The sequence below is a fragment of the Ruegeria sp. YTSC192 genome (assembly GCF_059609705.1).
On record NZ_JBXWMG010000006.1, the window covers coordinates 137,351 to 153,651 of the forward strand.

Below are 16,301 nucleotides of genomic sequence, written 5' to 3' on the forward strand. Positions count from 1 at the left end.
TCTTATCGGCTTTTTGTATAGAGACCACCTGAATACTATCAGCGGAGATCAAGGCTATGACCGAATGGCAAAAATCGAACTGGCGCAACAAGCCACGGGTTCAAATGCCAGACTATACCGACGCGGCCGCGCTGGCCAAAGTCGAGGCTCAGCTTTCGCAGTATCCACCGCTGGTCTTTGCCGGTGAGGCGCGGCGTCTCAAGCAACATCTGGGGGCTGCTGGCCGGGGTGAGGCATTCCTGCTGCAAGGTGGCGATTGCGCTGAAAGTTTTGAACAATTCAGCGCGGATGCGATCCGTGACACGTTCAAAGTGATGCTGCAAATGGCGATGGTGCTGACTTACGGCGCGAAGGTGCCAGTCGTCAAAGTGGGCCGCATGGCCGGGCAATTCGCGAAGCCACGCAGCGCACCGACCGAGGTTCTGGATGGTGTTGAGCTGCCCAGCTACCGTGGTGACATCATCAACGAGCTGGCTTTCACGCCCGAAGCGCGGATTCCGAATCCAGCCAAGATGCTGCAGGCCTACACACAGGCCGCCGCCACGCTGAACCTGCTGCGCGCCTTCTCGACCGGTGGTTTCGCCGACATGAGCCGCGTGCATTCCTGGACGCTGGGCTTCACGGATGAACAGGACGTTCAGAAATACTCCGAGATTGCCGACCGCATTCAGGACACGATCGACTTCATGGGTGCGGCGGGCATCACGGCTGAGACAACGCATGAGTTCTCGACCGTTGAGTTCTACACCAGCCACGAAGGGCTGCTGCTGGAATATGAAGAGGCGCTGACCCGTCTGGACTCGACCTCGGGCAACTGGCTGGCGGGCTCGGGTCACATGATCTGGATCGGCGACCGCACCCGTCAGCCCGACGGCGCGCATGTGGAATTCTGCCGTGGCGTTCAGAACCCGATCGGTCTGAAATGTGGCCCGACCACAACAGCCGAGGACCTCAAGGTTCTGATGTCCAAGCTGAACCCCGAAAACGAAGAGGGTCGTCTGACCCTGATCGCCCGCTTCGGTGCAGGCAAGGCGGGCGAACATCTGCCGCGTCTGGTCAAAGCGGTCAAGGAAGAGGGCGCCAAGGTCACATGGGTCTGCGACCCGATGCATGGCAACACGATCAAATCGGCCACGGGGTACAAAACCCGCCCGTTCGATTCGGTTCTGCGCGAAGTACGCGACTTCTTTGGTGTGCATCAGGCCGAAGGCACCATCCCCGGCGGTGTGCATTTCGAGATGACCGGTCTGGACGTCACCGAATGCACCGGTGGCGTGCGTGCCGTGACCGAAGAGGACCTTTCGGACCGGTACCACACTGCGTGCGACCCGCGTCTGAACGCGTCGCAATCGTTGGAGCTGGCCTTCCTTGTTGCCGAGGAACTGACCCAACTGCGCCGCGACCGCACCAAGCGCGAGGCAAGCTAAGGTTCGAACAACCAAAGAAAACGGCGGGTCATTGGTCCGCCGTTTTTCTTTGGATCAATCGTCGCGCGAGGCAACCAGCCTGAGGTGCCCTTTGGCGCGTTTAAACTCTGCTTTGTCTTCAGCAAAGCCCTCAGCAAAACCGTCCGAGACTTCCAGCTTTGGCTTTGCGGGTGCCTGAACCTCGCTTACCGGTTTGAGCCGGGTGTCTTCGATCGAAAAGCGGCGCGGGGTCGTTCCGATCGTGCCGTCACTGACCATGACGCCCATGACGCGGCTGACATCCCCCAGATCGCTTTTCAGCGGCAATAGCAGCATCCGCGCCTGCATCCGGGCGCGCCCGAACGCGCCACTCGACGCCATGTCCAATTCGGCAATGGCGGGGTTGGTAAAGACCTGCTCCAGCGTATTCGTGGCTGTCTTGCGCGCCTCCGGATCGAAAAACGCGGTCAGAGGCATGCCACGCACTTCCATCCCGGCCAGCTTGTTCAGGTGGCTGCCCGCAAGGCGAAACCGGGCCAAGCCGGGCGCGATCCGCTCAAGGATGAAGGTGTATTCCAGAATATTCTCAAGCCCGCGCGGATCAATCTGCGAGCGCATAGGCACCCCATTGCCGTCAAGCAACGCGGTCCAGTAGGCCTCGGCCTGACGGATCGGTGAGAGGCTGCGCCCGCTGTCAAAGCGATCCATTGCGACAATCTTTCCAAGTTTGGACTTCGAGCCAGTCCCAAAAAAGGTTCTCATTTTCATCACCCTAGCGCCTAATCACCGTCATTTTCATAAAATGCAACATATCCGAGGCATTTTCGGCCGAACGACCGAGCTAAAGACATGATTGACACGGGTTGAGTCAATTTTGGAGCAATTCTTTAACGAATGGTTAACTTCTGTCGGACGGCTGCGGTCTCAGCAAACTCTTGCTCTGCACCGGTCAATGGCATTAGGTGCGGCAGACACGAAGACTGACAGCGATGGAAAGGGCAGTGATGATCAAATCCATGACCGGGTTCGCCTCGGGCAAGGGAGAGTTCGGCCCCCATAGCTGGACATGGGAGCTGCGCAGCGTGAACGGCAAAGGGCTGGACATGCGCATTCGCGTACCCGATTGGCTGACGGGCCTTGAGGCCGCCTTGCGGGCCGTTCTGTCCAAATCGCTGAGCCGGGGCAATGTGACCTTGTCGTTACGGATCAGCCGGGACGAATCCCAGCCGGATCTTGCTTTGAATTCGGTTGCGATGTCGGCGACCTTGGATGCCTTGCAACAGACACAGGCCATGGCCGAGGCAAGGGGGGTGGCATTGGCACCCTCCAAGGCGAGTGATCTGTTGACCCTCAAAGGTATGCTGGATGCGGGGACCGAAGCCGACGACCCGGCGCCGCTGGTCGCGCAGATGACCACCGAATTCACCCCGCTTCTGGCCGCGTTTCTCGACATGCGTCAGACCGAGGGCGAAGCGCTGGCCGCGATCCTGGCGTCTCAGCTGGATCAGGTCGCGGTATTGACTGCGCAGGCTGCCGATCTGGCCGAGCAGCGCAAGGACAAGACGGCCGAGGCGCTGCGAGAAAACCTCGCCCGCGTGCTGGACAATGCCCAAGGGGTCGAACCCGACCGGGTGGCGCAGGAACTCGCCCTGATCGCCGTCAAGGCTGACATCACCGAAGAAATCGACCGCCTCAGCGCCCATGTCACCGCCGCGCGAGACCTTCTGGCGCAGGATGGCGCGGTTGGTCGCAAGTTGGATTTCCTGATGCAGGAGTTTAACCGCGAGGCCAACACCCTCTGCTCCAAGGCGCAAAGTGCCGATCTGACCTCGGTCGGGTTGGAATTGAAGGCGGTGATCGACCAGATGCGCGAACAGGTACAAAACGTTGAATAACAGTAGGAAGAACTGACATGGCAGATCGCCGCGGCCTCCTTATCATCCTTTCATCCCCCTCGGGTGCGGGAAAATCCACATTGGCCCGCAGGCTGATGGACTGGGACAGCGAACTTGAATTTTCGATCTCGGCCACAACCCGCGCGCCACGTCCCGGTGAAGAACATGGCCGCGAATACTATTTCTTGTCCGAAGATGAATTCAAACAGCAGGTCGCTGAAGGGCAGATGCTGGAACACGCACACGTGTTCGGCAACTTCTATGGCTCACCCGCCGGGCCAGTGCGCGAGTCCATCGAATCCGGCAAGGACGTGCTGTTCGACGTGGACTGGCAGGGAGAGGTGCAGATCCGAAACTCGGACCTCGGCAAACACGCGCTGTCGATCTTCATCCTGCCGCCCTCGATCCCGGAACTGCGCCGCCGGTTGGAAAGCCGGGCTCAGGACAGCGCCGATGTGATCGGCAAGCGCATGCTCAAAAGCTGGGATGAGATCAGTCACTGGGGCTACTACGACTATGTGCTTGTAAATGACGATCTGGATTCGACTGAGGAAAAGCTGAAGACCATCGTCAGCGCCGAACGGATGCGTCGTATTCAGCAACCAAGGCTGCAAGACCACGTCCGCACTTTGCAGACAGAGTTCGAGGATCAGTCATGACGATCTATGCATTGGGCGATCATACACCCCAAATCCACGAAGACACTTGGGTTGCACCGGACGCCAACCTGATCGGCAAAGTGGTGCTGGAAGAGGGCGCCTCGGTCTGGTTTGGCTGCACGATCCGGGCGGATCACGAAGAAATCCGTGTCGGCGCGGGCAGCAATGTGCAAGAGAACTGCGTCATGCATATCGACGCAGGTTTTCCGCTGACCATCGGGACCAATTGCACGATTGGTCACAAGGTCATGCTGCACGGTTGCACGATCGGCGAGAACACCCTTATCGGGATGGGAGCGATCATTCTGAACGGGGCGAAGATCGGCAAGAACTGTCTGATCGGGGCAGGGGCATTGATCACAGAGAACAAGGAAATCCCCGACAACTCGCTGGTCATGGGGTCTCCGGGCAAGGTGGTGCGCCAGCTGGATGAGGCTGCAGCCCAACGGATCACGCTTAGTGCGCTGCACTATCAGGAAAACATGCGCAAATTCAGGAACGCCCTGAAACCAATGCCATAAGCGTCAGGTACACGGTCACACATGACTGAGAACTTTCTGGATGAATATGTGTCGGCGATTCCGATGCCCGCGCTTCTGGTCGACCAGACCGAGCGGATCATTGCCGCCAATACCGATGCCAAAACCCTGCTGAGCCAGAATATCACGGGCCGCCACTTTGCGACCATTCTCAGGCAACCTCAGGTCATTGAAGCGATCGAACAAAGCCTGCGCAGCAAGGGTCCGTCCAAAACGCGACACCTTTCAAATGATGGCGCGCAGGATACGACTTTCGAGGTGATCTGCCGCTATATGAACGGCATCGGTGCGGTGTCGGGCGGGGCGGTGCTGACGATCTTTCAGGACATCACGCATCTGGAACAAGCCAGCCAGATGCGCCGGGATTTCGTCGCCAATGTCAGCCATGAATTGCGCACCCCTCTAACCGCATTGATGGGCTTCATCGAAACCCTGCGCGGCCCGGCCCGAGATGACGACGCCGCGCGTGAGCGATTTCTGCAGATCATGACGGATGAGGCAAACCGCATGAACCGCCTTGTCGGCGATCTGCTGTCGCTCAACCGGGTCGAAAGCGAAGAACGCGTGCGCCCGAAAGAAGAAGTGGAACTGACGGGCCTGCTGCAATCCACCCTGAACTCTTTGCGCCCTCTGGCCGATGACGCCGACGTAGTGCTGACGCTTGATGCGCCGGAGGATCCGGTGACCATGACCGGCGACAGCGATCAGTTGCGTCAGGTGTTTACCAACCTGGTCGAGAACGGCATCAAATATGGCGGCAGCGGTGGCAGTGTCCAGTTGCGCGTGACCACATCAGAGAGGGACGCGGCCATGCGTGGTCCGGCAGTTCGGGTTCAAATCATCGACCGGGGGCCCGGCATTGATTCCGTTCATCTGCCGCGACTCACCGAGCGGTTCTATCGCGCCGACAGTCACAGATCGCGCCAACTAGGTGGAACCGGGCTTGGACTCGCGATTGTAAAACATATCGTTAACCGTCACCGGGGGCGTCTTCGGGTGGAAAGCGATTTGGGGAAAGGCACTGTTTTTACAGTGATTTTACCTCGATAGAAGGCGGGTTTTCGTAAAACCATCATGGCCGTGCCAAAAGATTTATGACAGTAGAACGCAAGAAAAAGCCGGCCTGTCATGAAACTGTTACATACCTGTCACAAAAGCCTTACGCACGGGTCCTAGTGGTTTGCCCAAGATCATCATGGGGGTGATCAAAAAATCAATTCTCAAGGAGACTGAGATGTCCTTTGTAAAACTGTCGGCTTCGGCTCTGGCCATTGCTGCTGTCTCGGCGACTGCTGCTGCCGCTCGTGATCAAGTTCAGGTTGCCGGTTCGTCGACCGTTCTGCCTTACGCCTCGATCGTTGCGGAAGCTTTCGGTGAAAACTTTGACTTCCCGACCCCGGTTGTTGAATCGGGCGGCTCCTCGGCTGGTCTGAAGCGCTTCTGTGAAGGTGTTGGCGAAAACACTATCGACGTGGCCAATGCATCGCGCGCTATCCGTGAAAAAGAAATCAAGGCATGTGCCGAAAACGGCGTAACCGACATCATCGAAGTTCAGATCGGTTATGACGGCATCGTTTTCGCATCCGACATCAACGGCAACTCGTTCGAGTTCACGCCAGAAGACTGGTACAAAGCCCTGTCCGCGCAGATCGTTGTGGACGGCGAGCTGGTCGACAACCCCAACAAAACCTGGGCTGACGTGAACCCCGCGTTCCCGGCGCAGCCGATTGCAGCGTTCGTCCCCGGCACCAAGCACGGCACCCGCGAAGTGTTCGAAGACAAGGTCATCCTGGCCGGTTGTGAGCATCTGGGCGACTTCGACGTCTACAAAGCCGCCAATGGTGACGACAAGAAAGCAGCCGAGAAAGCCTGTATCGCACTGCGCACCGACGGTGTTTCGGTCGATATCGACGGCGACTATACTGAAACTCTGGCCCGTATCGACAGCAACAAGGACGGCATCGGCGTCTTTGGTCTGGCCTTCTACGAAAACAACACCGACAAGCTGCAGGTTGCAACCATGTCCGACGTTGTTCCCTCGACCGAGTCGATTGCCAGCGGCGAATACCCCGTGTCGCGTCCGCTGTTCTTCTACGTGAAGAAAGCCCATATTGGCGTGATCCCCGGCCTGAAAGAATACGCTGAGTTCTTCGTCGCGGACGAGATCGCAGGCCCCGACGGTCCGCTGGCCGCCTATGGTCTGGTCTCGGATCCCGAGCTGGTCAAAGTTCAGGAAGCTGTTTCGAACGAAACCGTTCTGGGCGGCGGCTCCTAAGTCCTCTTGTGACTTGAACCGGGGCGGTCTAAGCGCGCCCCGGTTCTTTTTGACTCCAACTACTGCCACCCTGACGGAGTTCCCATGGCGTTATCCTGGCTGTTGATCATCCTGCTTGCGCTTGCGGTGATCGGATTTTTCACGGGTCGATCCCGTGCTTTGGCAAGTGCGGGCGGGGATTCCCGAGCGCTGCACTCTCTGCCTTCTTATTACGGCTACAATGTCGCTCTGACTGCACTGGTTCCGGCCCTGGTCGTTCTGATCATTTGGTTGCTGGCGCAACCGATGATCATTGAACGCTCGGTCTCGGGCTTGATCCCCGAAGGCTCGGATCGCGGCCTGGTGATGAGCGAGGTGCGCCGCGTCGCTGACGGTCTGGACGGGGCAGTGGCCGCAGGCGCCATGACCGAGGCCGCGGCCCGCAACGCCAATGCCGATATTGAGGCGCTGACCGACACGCTGAAAGACGCGGGGCAGGTTCTGACGCAAGATGTCTCGAAACCAATTCTGATTGCCGCTCAGACCTATCGCAGCATGACCGCGACTGGTCAGGTTGCGATGCAGGTTGTGGTGCTGGCGCTTGCCTTGCTGGGGGCAGCTCTTGCCTATACCCGCACGAACAAGGATTTCCGCGCCCGCAACGTGGTTGAACAGGGCATTCTGGCGCTGCTGCTTTTGGCTGCCTCGATCGCGATCCTAACCACCATCGGTATCGTTTTGTCGATGTTCTTTGAGACGCTGAATTTCTTCCAGTTGCACTCGTGGAAGGATTTCTTCTTCGGCAGCACCTGGGCCCCGAACTTCCGTGGCGGCTCTGAACTGTCGATCCTGCCGCTGCTGTGGGGCACGCTTTATATTTCGGTGATCGCGCTGCTGGTTGCTGTGCCGATCGGACTGTTTGCGGCGATCTACCTGTCGGAATACGCCTCGGGCGCGACCCGGTCTGTCGCTAAGCCGCTGCTTGAGATCCTCGCGGGTATTCCGACCATCGTTTATGGTCTGTTTGCGCTTCTGACGGTCGGCCCTGCGCTGGTGTCGATGTTTGGCGAAGGCGGCTTTTTCGGCGTGGGCTGGATGGCCAGTTCGAACGCGGTGCTGACGGCGGGTCTGGTGATGGGCATCATGCTTATCCCGTTTGTCTCATCCCTTTCCGATGACATCATCAACGCGGTACCTCAATCGATGCGCGACGGCTCGCTTGGGCTGGGTGCCACCCATTCCGAGACCGTCCGTCAGGTCGTTCTGCCTGCTGCACTGCCGGGGATTGTGGGTGCAATCCTGCTGGCAGCCAGCCGCGCCATCGGCGAGACGATGATTGTGGTGATGGCCGCTGGTGCCATCGCCAAATTCTCGGGCAACCCGTTCGAAGCGATGACAACCATCACAACCCGGATCGTCAGCCAGTTGACCGGCGATACCGACTTTGCCAGCCCTGAAACGCTGGTGGCTTTTGCGCTGGGTCTGACCCTGTTCATCATCACGCTGGGGCTGAATATCTTCGCCCTCTATATCGTGCGCAAATACCGGGAGCAGTACGAATGACCGACATTTCCCAAACCCCCGGCGCGACCCCGGCGGCGGAACCCAAACACGGGTCGCTGTTCGAAAAGGACATTCGCACCAAAAAACGCAACGCGGCCGAGACGCGGTTCAAGATGTATGGCATCGCCGCCATCGGAATCGGCCTGCTGATGCTGATCGTTCTGGTCACCAATATCGTGACCGCCGGTACCGGAGCGTTCCAGCAAACGTTTCTTGAGCTCAACGTCGAGCTGAAAGAAGACAAGCTGGACAAGAAAGGCAACCGCAATATCGACGACATCAAGAAGGTTTCGACCTTTGGATACGCACCGCTGATCGCTTCGGCCGTCGAGGCTGAGGTGCAGGAACTGGGCATCCAGACCGATCTGTCTCCGAAACAGATGGGGGGCATCCTGTCCAAGGCTGCGCAGGCAGAACTGCGGAATTATGTAATCGCCAACCCCGATGAGATCGGCAAAACCGTCAGCTTCCGCTTTCTGGTCAACAGCCGTGTCGATGGCTACATGAAGGGCCGCGTAACACGCGAGTCCATCGCCAATGACAAAAGCATCACGGTGGCGCAGCTGGATTTCGTCGATCAACTGCGGGATGCGGGTGTGCTGTACAAAGCGTTCAACCCCGATTTCATCCTGGGCTCGGACGCTTCGGACCAACGGCCCGAGGCTGCAGGGATCGGTGTGTCGATGCTGGGATCGCTGTTCATGATGTTCGTTGTGCTGGCGCTGGCGTTGCCGATTGGCGTGGCGGCCTCGATCTATCTTGAGGAATTCGCGCCACAAAACCGGCTGACCGACATTATCGAGGTGAATATCTCGAACCTCGCCGCTGTTCCGTCCATCGTGTTCGGTATTCTGGGTCTGGCCGTTTTCATCAACTATATGCACCTGCCAACCTCGGCGCCGCTGGTGGGCGGTCTGGTGCTGACGCTGATGACGCTTCCGACCATCATCATTTCGACCCGTGCATCGTTGAAGGCGGTTCCGCCGTCGATCCGGGACGCCGCACTTGGGGTAGGGGCCTCGAAAATGCAGGCGGTGTTCCACCATGTCCTGCCGCTGGCCGCACCCGGCATTCTGACCGGTACGATCATCGGTCTGGCTCAGGCTTTGGGGGAAACCGCACCGCTGCTGTTGATCGGGATGGTGGGCTTTATCGCCTCGAACCCGCCCGATGGGCTGGTGGCGGGTTTCCTGTCTCCGAACTCGGCCATGCCGGCGCAGATCTACGAATGGTCCAAACGCGCCGACCCGGCCTTTTACGAACGCGCATGGGGCGGGATCATCATCCTGTTGATCTTCCTCGTGACGATGAACACCATCGCGGTCATCCTGCGCCGCCGCTTTGAACGCCGCTGGTAAGAGGGCGCTATTATGAATGACATGACACGAGTGGAGAGAACCGTGGACTCCAAAGCCATCAAGATCGCCGCGAACAACGTTCAGGTTTACTACGGTGAGACGCACGCCATCAAGGACGTCAACGTCGAGATCGAAGACAAGACCGTCACCGCATTTATCGGCCCGTCGGGCTGCGGTAAGTCGACCTTCCTGCGCTGCCTGAACCGGATGAACGACACGATCGATATCTGCCGGGTCCAGGGCGATATCCTGCTGGACGGTGAGGATATCTATGACAAGCGCGTCGACCCCGTGCAGCTGCGCGCCAAGGTGGGCATGGTATTCCAGAAACCGAACCCGTTCCCCAAGTCAATCTATGACAACGTGGCCTATGGCCCGCGCATTCACGGCCTTGCCAAGAACAAGGCGGACCTGGATGAGATCGTCGAGAAATCGCTGCGTCGCGGCGCCATCTGGGATGAGGTCAAGGATCGTCTGGACGCCCCGGGTACCGGCCTGTCGGGCGGTCAGCAGCAACGCCTGTGCATCGCCCGCGCTGTCGCGACCGAGCCTGAGGTTCTGCTGATGGACGAGCCATGCTCGGCCCTCGACCCGATTGCAACCGCGCAGGTTGAAGAACTGATCGACGATCTGCGCTCGCGCTATTCGGTGGTGATCGTGACCCATTCGATGCAGCAGGCCGCGCGTGTCAGCCAAAAGACCGCGTTCTTCCACCTGGGCAATCTGGTCGAGTTCGGCGAGACCGGACAGATCTTCACCAACCCGGTAGATCCGCGCACGGAAAGCTACATTACAGGCCGGATCGGCTGAGCAGAGGTATTTCGAGATGAACGATTCAGAACAACATATCGCCTCGGCATTCGACCGGGAACTCGAAGCGATTCAAGCACATATCATGAAGATGGGCGGTCTGGTCGAAGCCGCGATCATGGGTGCAGCACGCTCGTTGGAAACGCGGGACACGGAGTTGGCCCAGCAGGTGCGTCAGGGCGACAAAGCCATCGACGCGCTTGAGGATATCATCAATGAGGAAACTGCCCGTCTGATCGCCCTGCGCGCACCCACGGCAAGTGACCTGCGGTTGGTGCTGTCCGTGCTGAAGGTCTCGGCCAACCTCGAACGGATCGGTGACTATTCCAAGAATATCGCCAAGCGGACCACGGTGCTGGTGGACTCGGGCGAAATCAACGGGAGTGCCTCGGCGCTGCGCCGCATGGCGCGTGAGGTTGAGGTGATGCTGCGTGATGCGCTGGACGCCTATATCCAGCGAGATGCCGAACTGGCCACCGATGTCATAGAACGCGATGAAGAGGTGGACCAGATGTATAACGGCCTGTTCCGCGAATTCCTGACCTTCATGGCCGAGGACCCGCGCAGCATTTCGTCCTGCATGCATCTGCATTTCATCGCCAAGAACATCGAACGCATGGGTGATCACGTGACGGCTATTGCCGAACAGGTCGTGTATCTGGTCACCGGCGAGCGACCGACCGAAGCGCGCCCCAAGGCCGACACAACATCGCAAACCGCCTAGGAGACGCCCGAAATGTCTGCAGATCAACCAACTGTTCTGGTGGTCGAAGATGAGCTCGCCCAGCGTGAAGTGCTGGCCTACAACCTTGAGGCCGAAGGCTTTCGCGTCTCGAAGGCGGGCAGTGGTGATGAGGCAATGTTACTGGTGGATGAAGACTGCCCAGACATAATTGTTCTGGACTGGATGATGCCCAATCTCAGCGGGATCGAGGTCTGCCGACGCCTTAAAACAAGACCCGATACCCGTGCCATTCCGATCATCATGCTGTCTGCGCGGTCCGAAGAGGTCGACAAGGTGCGCGGGCTTGAAACCGGCGCAGATGATTATGTGGTCAAACCATACTCAGTCGTGGAACTCATGGCTCGCGTGCGCACTCAATTGCGCCGCGTGCGGCCCGCGACGGTGGGTATTCGGCTGGAATTCGACGATATCGTGCTGGATTCCGAGACCCACAAGGTCAGCCGTGGCAGCCATTCGCTGAAACTGGGACCGACTGAATTTCGCCTTCTCAGCACCTTCATGGAAAAACCTGGTCGAGTCTGGAGCCGCGAGCAATTGCTGGACCGGGTCTGGGGCCGCGACATCTATGTCGACACAAGGACGGTCGATGTGCATATCGGCCGTTTGCGCAAGGCGCTGACACAGTATGGCGGCAATGATCCGGTGCGGACCGTACGCGGGGCAGGGTACGCCTTGGGATAAAAGGGGAAGGGGCGTTCTTGGCCTCCTTCCTATGACTTTTACTCATACTGGGGTGTCAAACTCTTGCTGTTTTTCCTAGAGGTGCCACGTTACTGTGCAGCAACTTCAGGCAGACCGGAGACACCCCATGAACGCCCCCGCCACCAAACCGACATTGCGCGCAAAAGACGCGCCGGATCTGGGAAAGTTTGCCTGGGAGGATCCGTTCCGTCTGTCCGACCAGTTGTCAGAAGACGAACGCATGATCGCCGACAGCGCGCGCGCGTACGCGCAGGAAAAGCTGCAACCCCGCGTGACCGCCGCGTTTCAGAACGAAGAAACCGATCCCGAAATCTTTCGTGAAATGGGCGAGATGGGCCTTCTGGGCACTACGATCCCAGAGGAATATGGCGGCCTTGGCGGCAGTTATGTGGCCTACGGCCTTGTCGCACGCGAGGTTGAGCGCGTCGACTCTGGCTACCGGTCGATGATGTCAGTACAAAGCTCGCTGGTGATGTACCCGATCTATGCCTACGGGTCCGAAGAACAACGCCGCAAATACCTGCCGAAACTGGCGTCGGGCGAATGGATCGGCTGTTTCGGCCTGACCGAGGCGGATGCCGGTTCCGACCCCGCAGGCATGAAAACACGGGCCGAAAAGATCGACGGCGGATACCGCCTGACTGGCACCAAGATGTGGATATCGAACGCACCGATCGCGGATGTCTTCGTGGTCTGGGCCAAGTCAGACGCGCATGACGGCAAAATCCGCGGGTTCGTTCTGGACAAAGGTCAGCCGGGTCTGTCTGCGCCAAAGATCGAAAACAAACTCAGCCTGCGGGCCTCGATCACCGGGGAAATCGTGCTGGATGGCGTCGAGGTGGGCGAGGGTGCCTTGCTACCTCATGTGCAAGGTCTGAAAGGCCCGTTCGGCTGTCTGAACCGCGCGCGCTATGGGATCAGCTGGGGCGTGATGGGCGCCGCCGAACATTGCTGGCACGCAGCGTTGCAATATGGTCTGGACCGCAAGCAGTTCAACAAACCGTTGGCGCAAACGCAGCTGTATCAACGCAAACTGGCCGACATGCAGACGGAAATCGCTCTGGCTCTGCAAGCAAGCCTGCGTGTCGGCCGCCTGATGGATCAGGCCGAAGCCGCGCCCGAGATGATCTCAATCGTGAAACGCAACAACTGCGGTAAAGCGCTGGACATCGCGCGCATGGCCCGTGACATGCACGGTGGCAACGGTATCTCGCTGGAGTTTCAGGTTATCCGCCACATGGTCAATCTGGAGACTGTGAACACCTATGAGGGCACTCATGACGTTCACGCTCTTATCCTTGGGCGCGCGCAAACTGGGCTGCAAGCTTTTTTCTAGGTCTTAAAGGCGGTTAGGTGTAGGGTTTGATCTAGGGCGACACCAATCTGTAATACGTGTAATTGGTATTATGGTAAATATTAGAGCCGCCAATCAAACCCAACCACCGAGGATAACGATTTGGAACTCAGCGGAAAGACAGTTGTCATAACCGGCGCCGCTGGCGGTATTGGTAAAGGTCTCGCTGAGAGATTCGCGGCAGACGGCGCCACCGTTGTCTGTTCCGACATCGACGGAGCATCTGCACAAGCCTTGGCGGAGGAAATCGGCGGACACGCGTTTCCGTGCGACGTCTCCAGCGAAGCGCAGATCAAAGCCCTGATCGAGCATGTCGAGGACAAGATTGCTCCGATCGACCTGTTTTGCGCCAATGCCGGAATTCTGACACTCGGCGGTTTGGACGTGCCAGACGAAGACTGGAACCGTATCTGGGACACCAACGTGATGTCTCATGTCTGGATGGCCCGTCACCTTGTTCCAAAGTTCGTCGAACGAAGACATGGATACATCATGATCACGGCGTCGGCTGCCGGGCTGTTGAACCAACCGGGCGCCGCCCCCTATGGCGTCACCAAACACGCGGCCATCGGTTTTGCCGAATGGTTGGCGTTGACCTACGGCCACAAGGGTTTGAAGGTTTCGGCACTCTGCCCGCAAGCTGTCAGATCCGAGATGACACGCGGTCATGAAACCTCGGTCGCGGCCATTGATGGAATGCTTGATCCGAAAGACGTCGCGCAAGCCTGTGTGGACGGTATAGAGGCCGAGCAATTCCTGATCCTGCCGCACCCCGAGGTCCTTGAATACATACGTCACAAAACGGCAGATTATGACCGTTGGCTGGTCGGCATGAACAAGCTTAATCAACAGTTTATAGGCGACCCTTAAGATCTGCCCTTCGGTCGTCGCATCAACCCTTCTTGCGCGACCGAAGCCACCAAAACGCCATCTTGGGAATAGATCGAACCGCGATTGAAAGACCGCCCCTGCCCCGTCCACGGCGATTCCATCACATATAGATGCCAGTTTTCAAAACGCACCGGCGCATGAAACCACAACGCGTGATCCAGGCTCGCGCCGTTGACCTGACCGGTGAACCAGCTCAGACCATGTGGCCGCATGCCGGAACTCATCAGGCTCATGTCAGAGGCATAGGCAAGTATCAGATGTTGCGTCCTAGGATCGGTTGCTGCCGCGCCAGGCATGCGGAACCAAATCTTGTTTCGATCGTCAGATACAGCGGGCTGAAATGGATCCAGATGATCAACTTCACGCACTTCTATAGGACGCTCGCGCAACAGCTCTTTTTTCATTATTTCAGGGGTTTGGTTAACATACTTATAGCGCAATTCGTTGCGCGACGGGTAGGTTTCCGGGCTTTCGATAGACGGCATCGGATGCTGATGAGACCACCCCTCGTCCTCAATATGAAAGGATGCAGACATATTCAGGATCTGCTTTCCATGCTGGATCGCAACAACGCGCCGAGTTGTGAAAGACCCTCCGTCTCTGGCCCGATCCACTTGATAAACCACGGGAATACTAGGATCGCCCGGGCGAATGAAATAGGCGTGCAGGGAATGGCAGAGCCTGTCATCGACCGTTCTATAGGCTGCGGCCAGTGCTTGCGCGATCACCTGACCGCCAAAGATCCGTGTTGGGGTCTCTCCGCCCGAACCAGTGCCCCGGAACAGATCGACCTCAAGCCGTTCAATGTTCAGAAGGTCCAGAAGAATGCGCTCAGCTTCGGTCATGGGAGGCTCGATCTTGTTGGTTTCGGGGATGAGCTATCAACACAAACACCATCAATCAATCACCGAACCCAAGACTAATGCCTTGAGTTCCGCGCGGGACGGATAAGAACTGGACGGAGACAATTGAGTGAAAAACACAGCCGTCAAGTCCAGCGCCGGGTCGATCCAGAAATAGGTCGAGGCCATACCGCCCCAACTGAAATCCCCAACGGATCCGGGTACTCCGGTACGGCCGGGATTCAATATGACAGAGCCGCCTAACCCAAACCCCATACCCTGCATCGGTTGTTCCGCAAAACTACGCGGTCCCATCGAGGCAATGTCGCCCGGTAAGTGATTGATCATCATGAAATCTACCGTCTTCGGGCCCAATAAGTGTTCGCCACTGGTCTGCCCTCGATTTCGCAGCATCTCGGCAAACTGGCTATAGTCGTCTATCGTTCCGACCAAGCCGCCACCGCCTGAAAACGTGGTTGTTGCCTCAAAAGGCGACGATCCGGGCTGATCGACCAGCCTCAGCGTCTCGTCAGATTGAGCGGCCGAACGCAGAGCCATCGCATCGCCGGCCAGCGGGGTATAGAGCGACGCAAACCTGTCGCCTGCGTCTTTGGGGACGGCAAAGGCAGTCTCATGCATACCGAGCGGCTCAAATATCTCCTGCTGGAAGAATTGGTCCAGAGATTTGCCTGAGACAACCTCGACGACGCGCCCAAGGACGTCGGTGCTGACCGAGTACTCCCACCGGCTGCCCGGTTGAAAAGCCAGTGGCAACGCGGAAAGATCACTTACTCGATCCCTCAGAAGCCCCTGATTTGGTTTGAATATCATGTCCTGCTCATCCATTGCCGATGGCAGAAGACCGGGATTGAAGGGATAGCTGAACCCGCTTGTATGGGTCAAAAGCTGATGAAGTGTCGGCGGCGGCGCGGCCTCGGTCTGATCCAACCGCGAGGCATTGGGAACCAAAGCTTGAGGCGCAGAAAATTCAGGCAGATACTCGGACAAAGGGGCGGCCAGATGGATCAACCCGCGCTCAATCAGCGTCATCACGGCAACTGAGGTGATCGGTTTGGTCATCGAGTAGATACGCACCAGCGTGTCACGCTCGAACGGCAGTCCGGCCTCGATGTTGCGCTGGCCGCAGGCGTGGAAGAAGACCTCTTGCCCTTTGTGTTTCAAAAGAAAAGCGCTGCCGGGATATTTTTGTTGATCCACATAGCGTTGCATCCACGAACGAATGCGATCCAACCTGTCTTGATCCCACGTTAGTGGCATTCCAA

16 protein-coding genes are annotated in these 16,301 nt (G+C 58.1%); 13 read left to right on the plus strand and 3 right to left on the minus strand.

Translation table 11 applies throughout. The features are described from left to right. Window positions 1-56: 56 nt before the first annotated feature. Window positions 57-1,427 (plus strand): class II 3-deoxy-7-phosphoheptulonate synthase, encoded by a 1,371-nt coding sequence (locus AC2FD8_RS10795; protein ID WP_496855983.1) that lies wholly within the window; start codon window positions 57-59, stop codon window positions 1,425-1,427. A 54-nt stretch (window positions 1,428-1,481) separates the two neighbouring features. Here the strand turns inward: AC2FD8_RS10795 and AC2FD8_RS10800 are convergent, their stop codons facing one another. Continuing rightward, complete coding sequence (locus tag AC2FD8_RS10800; RefSeq protein WP_496855985.1) at window positions 1,482-2,168, minus strand: PAS domain-containing protein; 687 nt, start codon at window positions 2,166-2,168, stop codon at window positions 1,482-1,484. A 242-nt stretch (window positions 2,169-2,410) separates the two neighbouring features. Here AC2FD8_RS10800 and AC2FD8_RS10805 point away from each other — a divergent pair, with 242 nt between their 5' ends. The 12 genes from AC2FD8_RS10805 (at window position 2,411) to AC2FD8_RS10860 (ending at window position 14,155) form a co-directional block, all read left to right on the plus strand. Further along, window positions 2,411-3,301, plus strand: coding sequence for a YicC/YloC family endoribonuclease (locus tag AC2FD8_RS10805; RefSeq protein ID WP_496855987.1), 891 nt, complete (start codon window positions 2,411-2,413; stop codon window positions 3,299-3,301). A gap of 17 nt (window positions 3,302-3,318) precedes the next feature. Continuing rightward, on the plus strand, window positions 3,319-3,960 hold the full coding sequence (gmk, locus tag AC2FD8_RS10810) for a guanylate kinase (protein WP_496855989.1): 642 nt from the start codon (window positions 3,319-3,321) through the stop codon (window positions 3,958-3,960). After that, a complete protein-coding gene (locus AC2FD8_RS10815) occupies window positions 3,957-4,481 on the plus strand; it encodes a gamma carbonic anhydrase family protein (protein WP_496855991.1) in 525 nt (174 codons plus the stop codon). Before gmk ends, AC2FD8_RS10815 begins: the two co-directional genes overlap by 4 nt. Window positions 4,482-4,502: 21 nt before the next feature. Beyond that, window positions 4,503-5,549, plus strand: a complete 1,047-nt coding sequence (locus AC2FD8_RS10820) for a sensor histidine kinase (RefSeq protein ID WP_496855993.1) — start codon at window positions 4,503-4,505, stop codon at window positions 5,547-5,549. Between the two features lie 184 nt (window positions 5,550-5,733). Continuing rightward, entirely contained in the window at window positions 5,734-6,774 is a 1,041-nt protein-coding gene (locus tag AC2FD8_RS10825; protein ID WP_496855995.1) for a substrate-binding domain-containing protein, read from the plus strand. Between the two features lie 84 nt (window positions 6,775-6,858). Continuing rightward, window positions 6,859-8,316, plus strand: a complete 1,458-nt coding sequence (gene pstC, locus AC2FD8_RS10830) for a phosphate ABC transporter permease subunit PstC (protein WP_496855997.1) — start codon at window positions 6,859-6,861, stop codon at window positions 8,314-8,316. Continuing rightward, the gene (gene pstA, locus AC2FD8_RS10835; RefSeq protein WP_496855999.1) at window positions 8,313-9,674 is read left to right on the plus strand and encodes a phosphate ABC transporter permease PstA; all 1,362 of its coding nucleotides are present in this window, start codon (window positions 8,313-8,315) and stop codon (window positions 9,672-9,674) included. The genes pstC and pstA overlap by 4 nt, the downstream gene beginning before the upstream one ends. Window positions 9,675-9,686: 12 nt before the next feature. Beyond that, the gene (pstB, locus tag AC2FD8_RS10840) at window positions 9,687-10,484 is read left to right on the plus strand and encodes a phosphate ABC transporter ATP-binding protein PstB (protein WP_496856001.1); all 798 of its coding nucleotides are present in this window, start codon (window positions 9,687-9,689) and stop codon (window positions 10,482-10,484) included. Window positions 10,485-10,500: 16 nt separating this feature from the next. After that, window positions 10,501-11,208 carry a phosphate signaling complex protein PhoU gene (gene phoU, locus AC2FD8_RS10845; RefSeq protein WP_496856003.1) on the plus strand — a complete coding sequence of 236 codons (708 nt, stop codon included), beginning with the start codon at window positions 10,501-10,503 and terminating at the stop codon, window positions 11,206-11,208. Window positions 11,209-11,220: 12 nt separating this feature from the next. Further along, window positions 11,221-11,910, plus strand: coding sequence for a phosphate regulon transcriptional regulator PhoB (phoB, locus tag AC2FD8_RS10850; RefSeq protein WP_496856005.1), 690 nt, complete (start codon window positions 11,221-11,223; stop codon window positions 11,908-11,910). A gap of 127 nt (window positions 11,911-12,037) precedes the next feature. After that, entirely contained in the window at window positions 12,038-13,267 is a 1,230-nt protein-coding gene (locus AC2FD8_RS10855; RefSeq protein ID WP_496856006.1) for an acyl-CoA dehydrogenase, read from the plus strand. A 120-nt stretch (window positions 13,268-13,387) separates the two neighbouring features. Then, the gene (locus AC2FD8_RS10860) at window positions 13,388-14,155 is read left to right on the plus strand and encodes an SDR family oxidoreductase (RefSeq protein WP_496856008.1); all 768 of its coding nucleotides are present in this window, start codon (window positions 13,388-13,390) and stop codon (window positions 14,153-14,155) included. Here AC2FD8_RS10860 and AC2FD8_RS10865 read toward each other — a convergent pair. Together AC2FD8_RS10865 and AC2FD8_RS10870 are read right to left on the minus strand one after the other, a co-directional pair. Further along, window positions 14,152-15,021, minus strand: a complete 870-nt coding sequence (locus AC2FD8_RS10865; protein WP_496856010.1) for an acyl-CoA thioesterase — start codon at window positions 15,019-15,021, stop codon at window positions 14,152-14,154. The two genes, AC2FD8_RS10860 and AC2FD8_RS10865, sit on opposite strands and share 4 nt — an antisense overlap. A gap of 51 nt (window positions 15,022-15,072) precedes the next feature. Beyond that, window positions 15,073-16,296: a serine hydrolase domain-containing protein gene (locus AC2FD8_RS10870; RefSeq protein WP_496856012.1), complete on the minus strand. Its 1,224-nt coding sequence runs from the start codon at window positions 16,294-16,296 to the stop codon at window positions 15,073-15,075. Window positions 16,297-16,301 lie beyond the last annotated feature (5 nt).

Coding starts and splice junctions, on each gene's coding strand:
- AC2FD8_RS10795 (WP_496855983.1), top strand. CDS start 57: ATGACCGAATGGCAAAAATCGAACTGGCGCAACAAGCCACGGGTTCAA.
- AC2FD8_RS10800 (WP_496855985.1), bottom strand. CDS start 2,168: ATGAGAACCTTTTTTGGGACTGGCTCGAAGTCCAAACTTGGAAAGATT.
- AC2FD8_RS10805 (WP_496855987.1), top strand. CDS start 2,411: ATGATCAAATCCATGACCGGGTTCGCCTCGGGCAAGGGAGAGTTCGGC.
- gmk (WP_496855989.1), top strand. CDS start 3,319: ATGGCAGATCGCCGCGGCCTCCTTATCATCCTTTCATCCCCCTCGGGT.
- AC2FD8_RS10815 (WP_496855991.1), top strand. CDS start 3,957: ATGACGATCTATGCATTGGGCGATCATACACCCCAAATCCACGAAGAC.
- AC2FD8_RS10820 (WP_496855993.1), top strand. CDS start 4,503: ATGACTGAGAACTTTCTGGATGAATATGTGTCGGCGATTCCGATGCCC.
- AC2FD8_RS10825 (WP_496855995.1), top strand. CDS start 5,734: ATGTCCTTTGTAAAACTGTCGGCTTCGGCTCTGGCCATTGCTGCTGTC.
- pstC (WP_496855997.1), top strand. CDS start 6,859: ATGGCGTTATCCTGGCTGTTGATCATCCTGCTTGCGCTTGCGGTGATC.
- pstA (WP_496855999.1), top strand. CDS start 8,313: ATGACCGACATTTCCCAAACCCCCGGCGCGACCCCGGCGGCGGAACCC.
- pstB (WP_496856001.1), top strand. CDS start 9,687: ATGAATGACATGACACGAGTGGAGAGAACCGTGGACTCCAAAGCCATC.
- phoU (WP_496856003.1), top strand. CDS start 10,501: ATGAACGATTCAGAACAACATATCGCCTCGGCATTCGACCGGGAACTC.
- phoB (WP_496856005.1), top strand. CDS start 11,221: ATGTCTGCAGATCAACCAACTGTTCTGGTGGTCGAAGATGAGCTCGCC.
- AC2FD8_RS10855 (WP_496856006.1), top strand. CDS start 12,038: ATGAACGCCCCCGCCACCAAACCGACATTGCGCGCAAAAGACGCGCCG.
- AC2FD8_RS10865 (WP_496856010.1), bottom strand. CDS start 15,021: ATGACCGAAGCTGAGCGCATTCTTCTGGACCTTCTGAACATTGAACGG.
- AC2FD8_RS10870 (WP_496856012.1), bottom strand. CDS start 16,296: ATGCCACTAACGTGGGATCAAGACAGGTTGGATCGCATTCGTTCGTGG.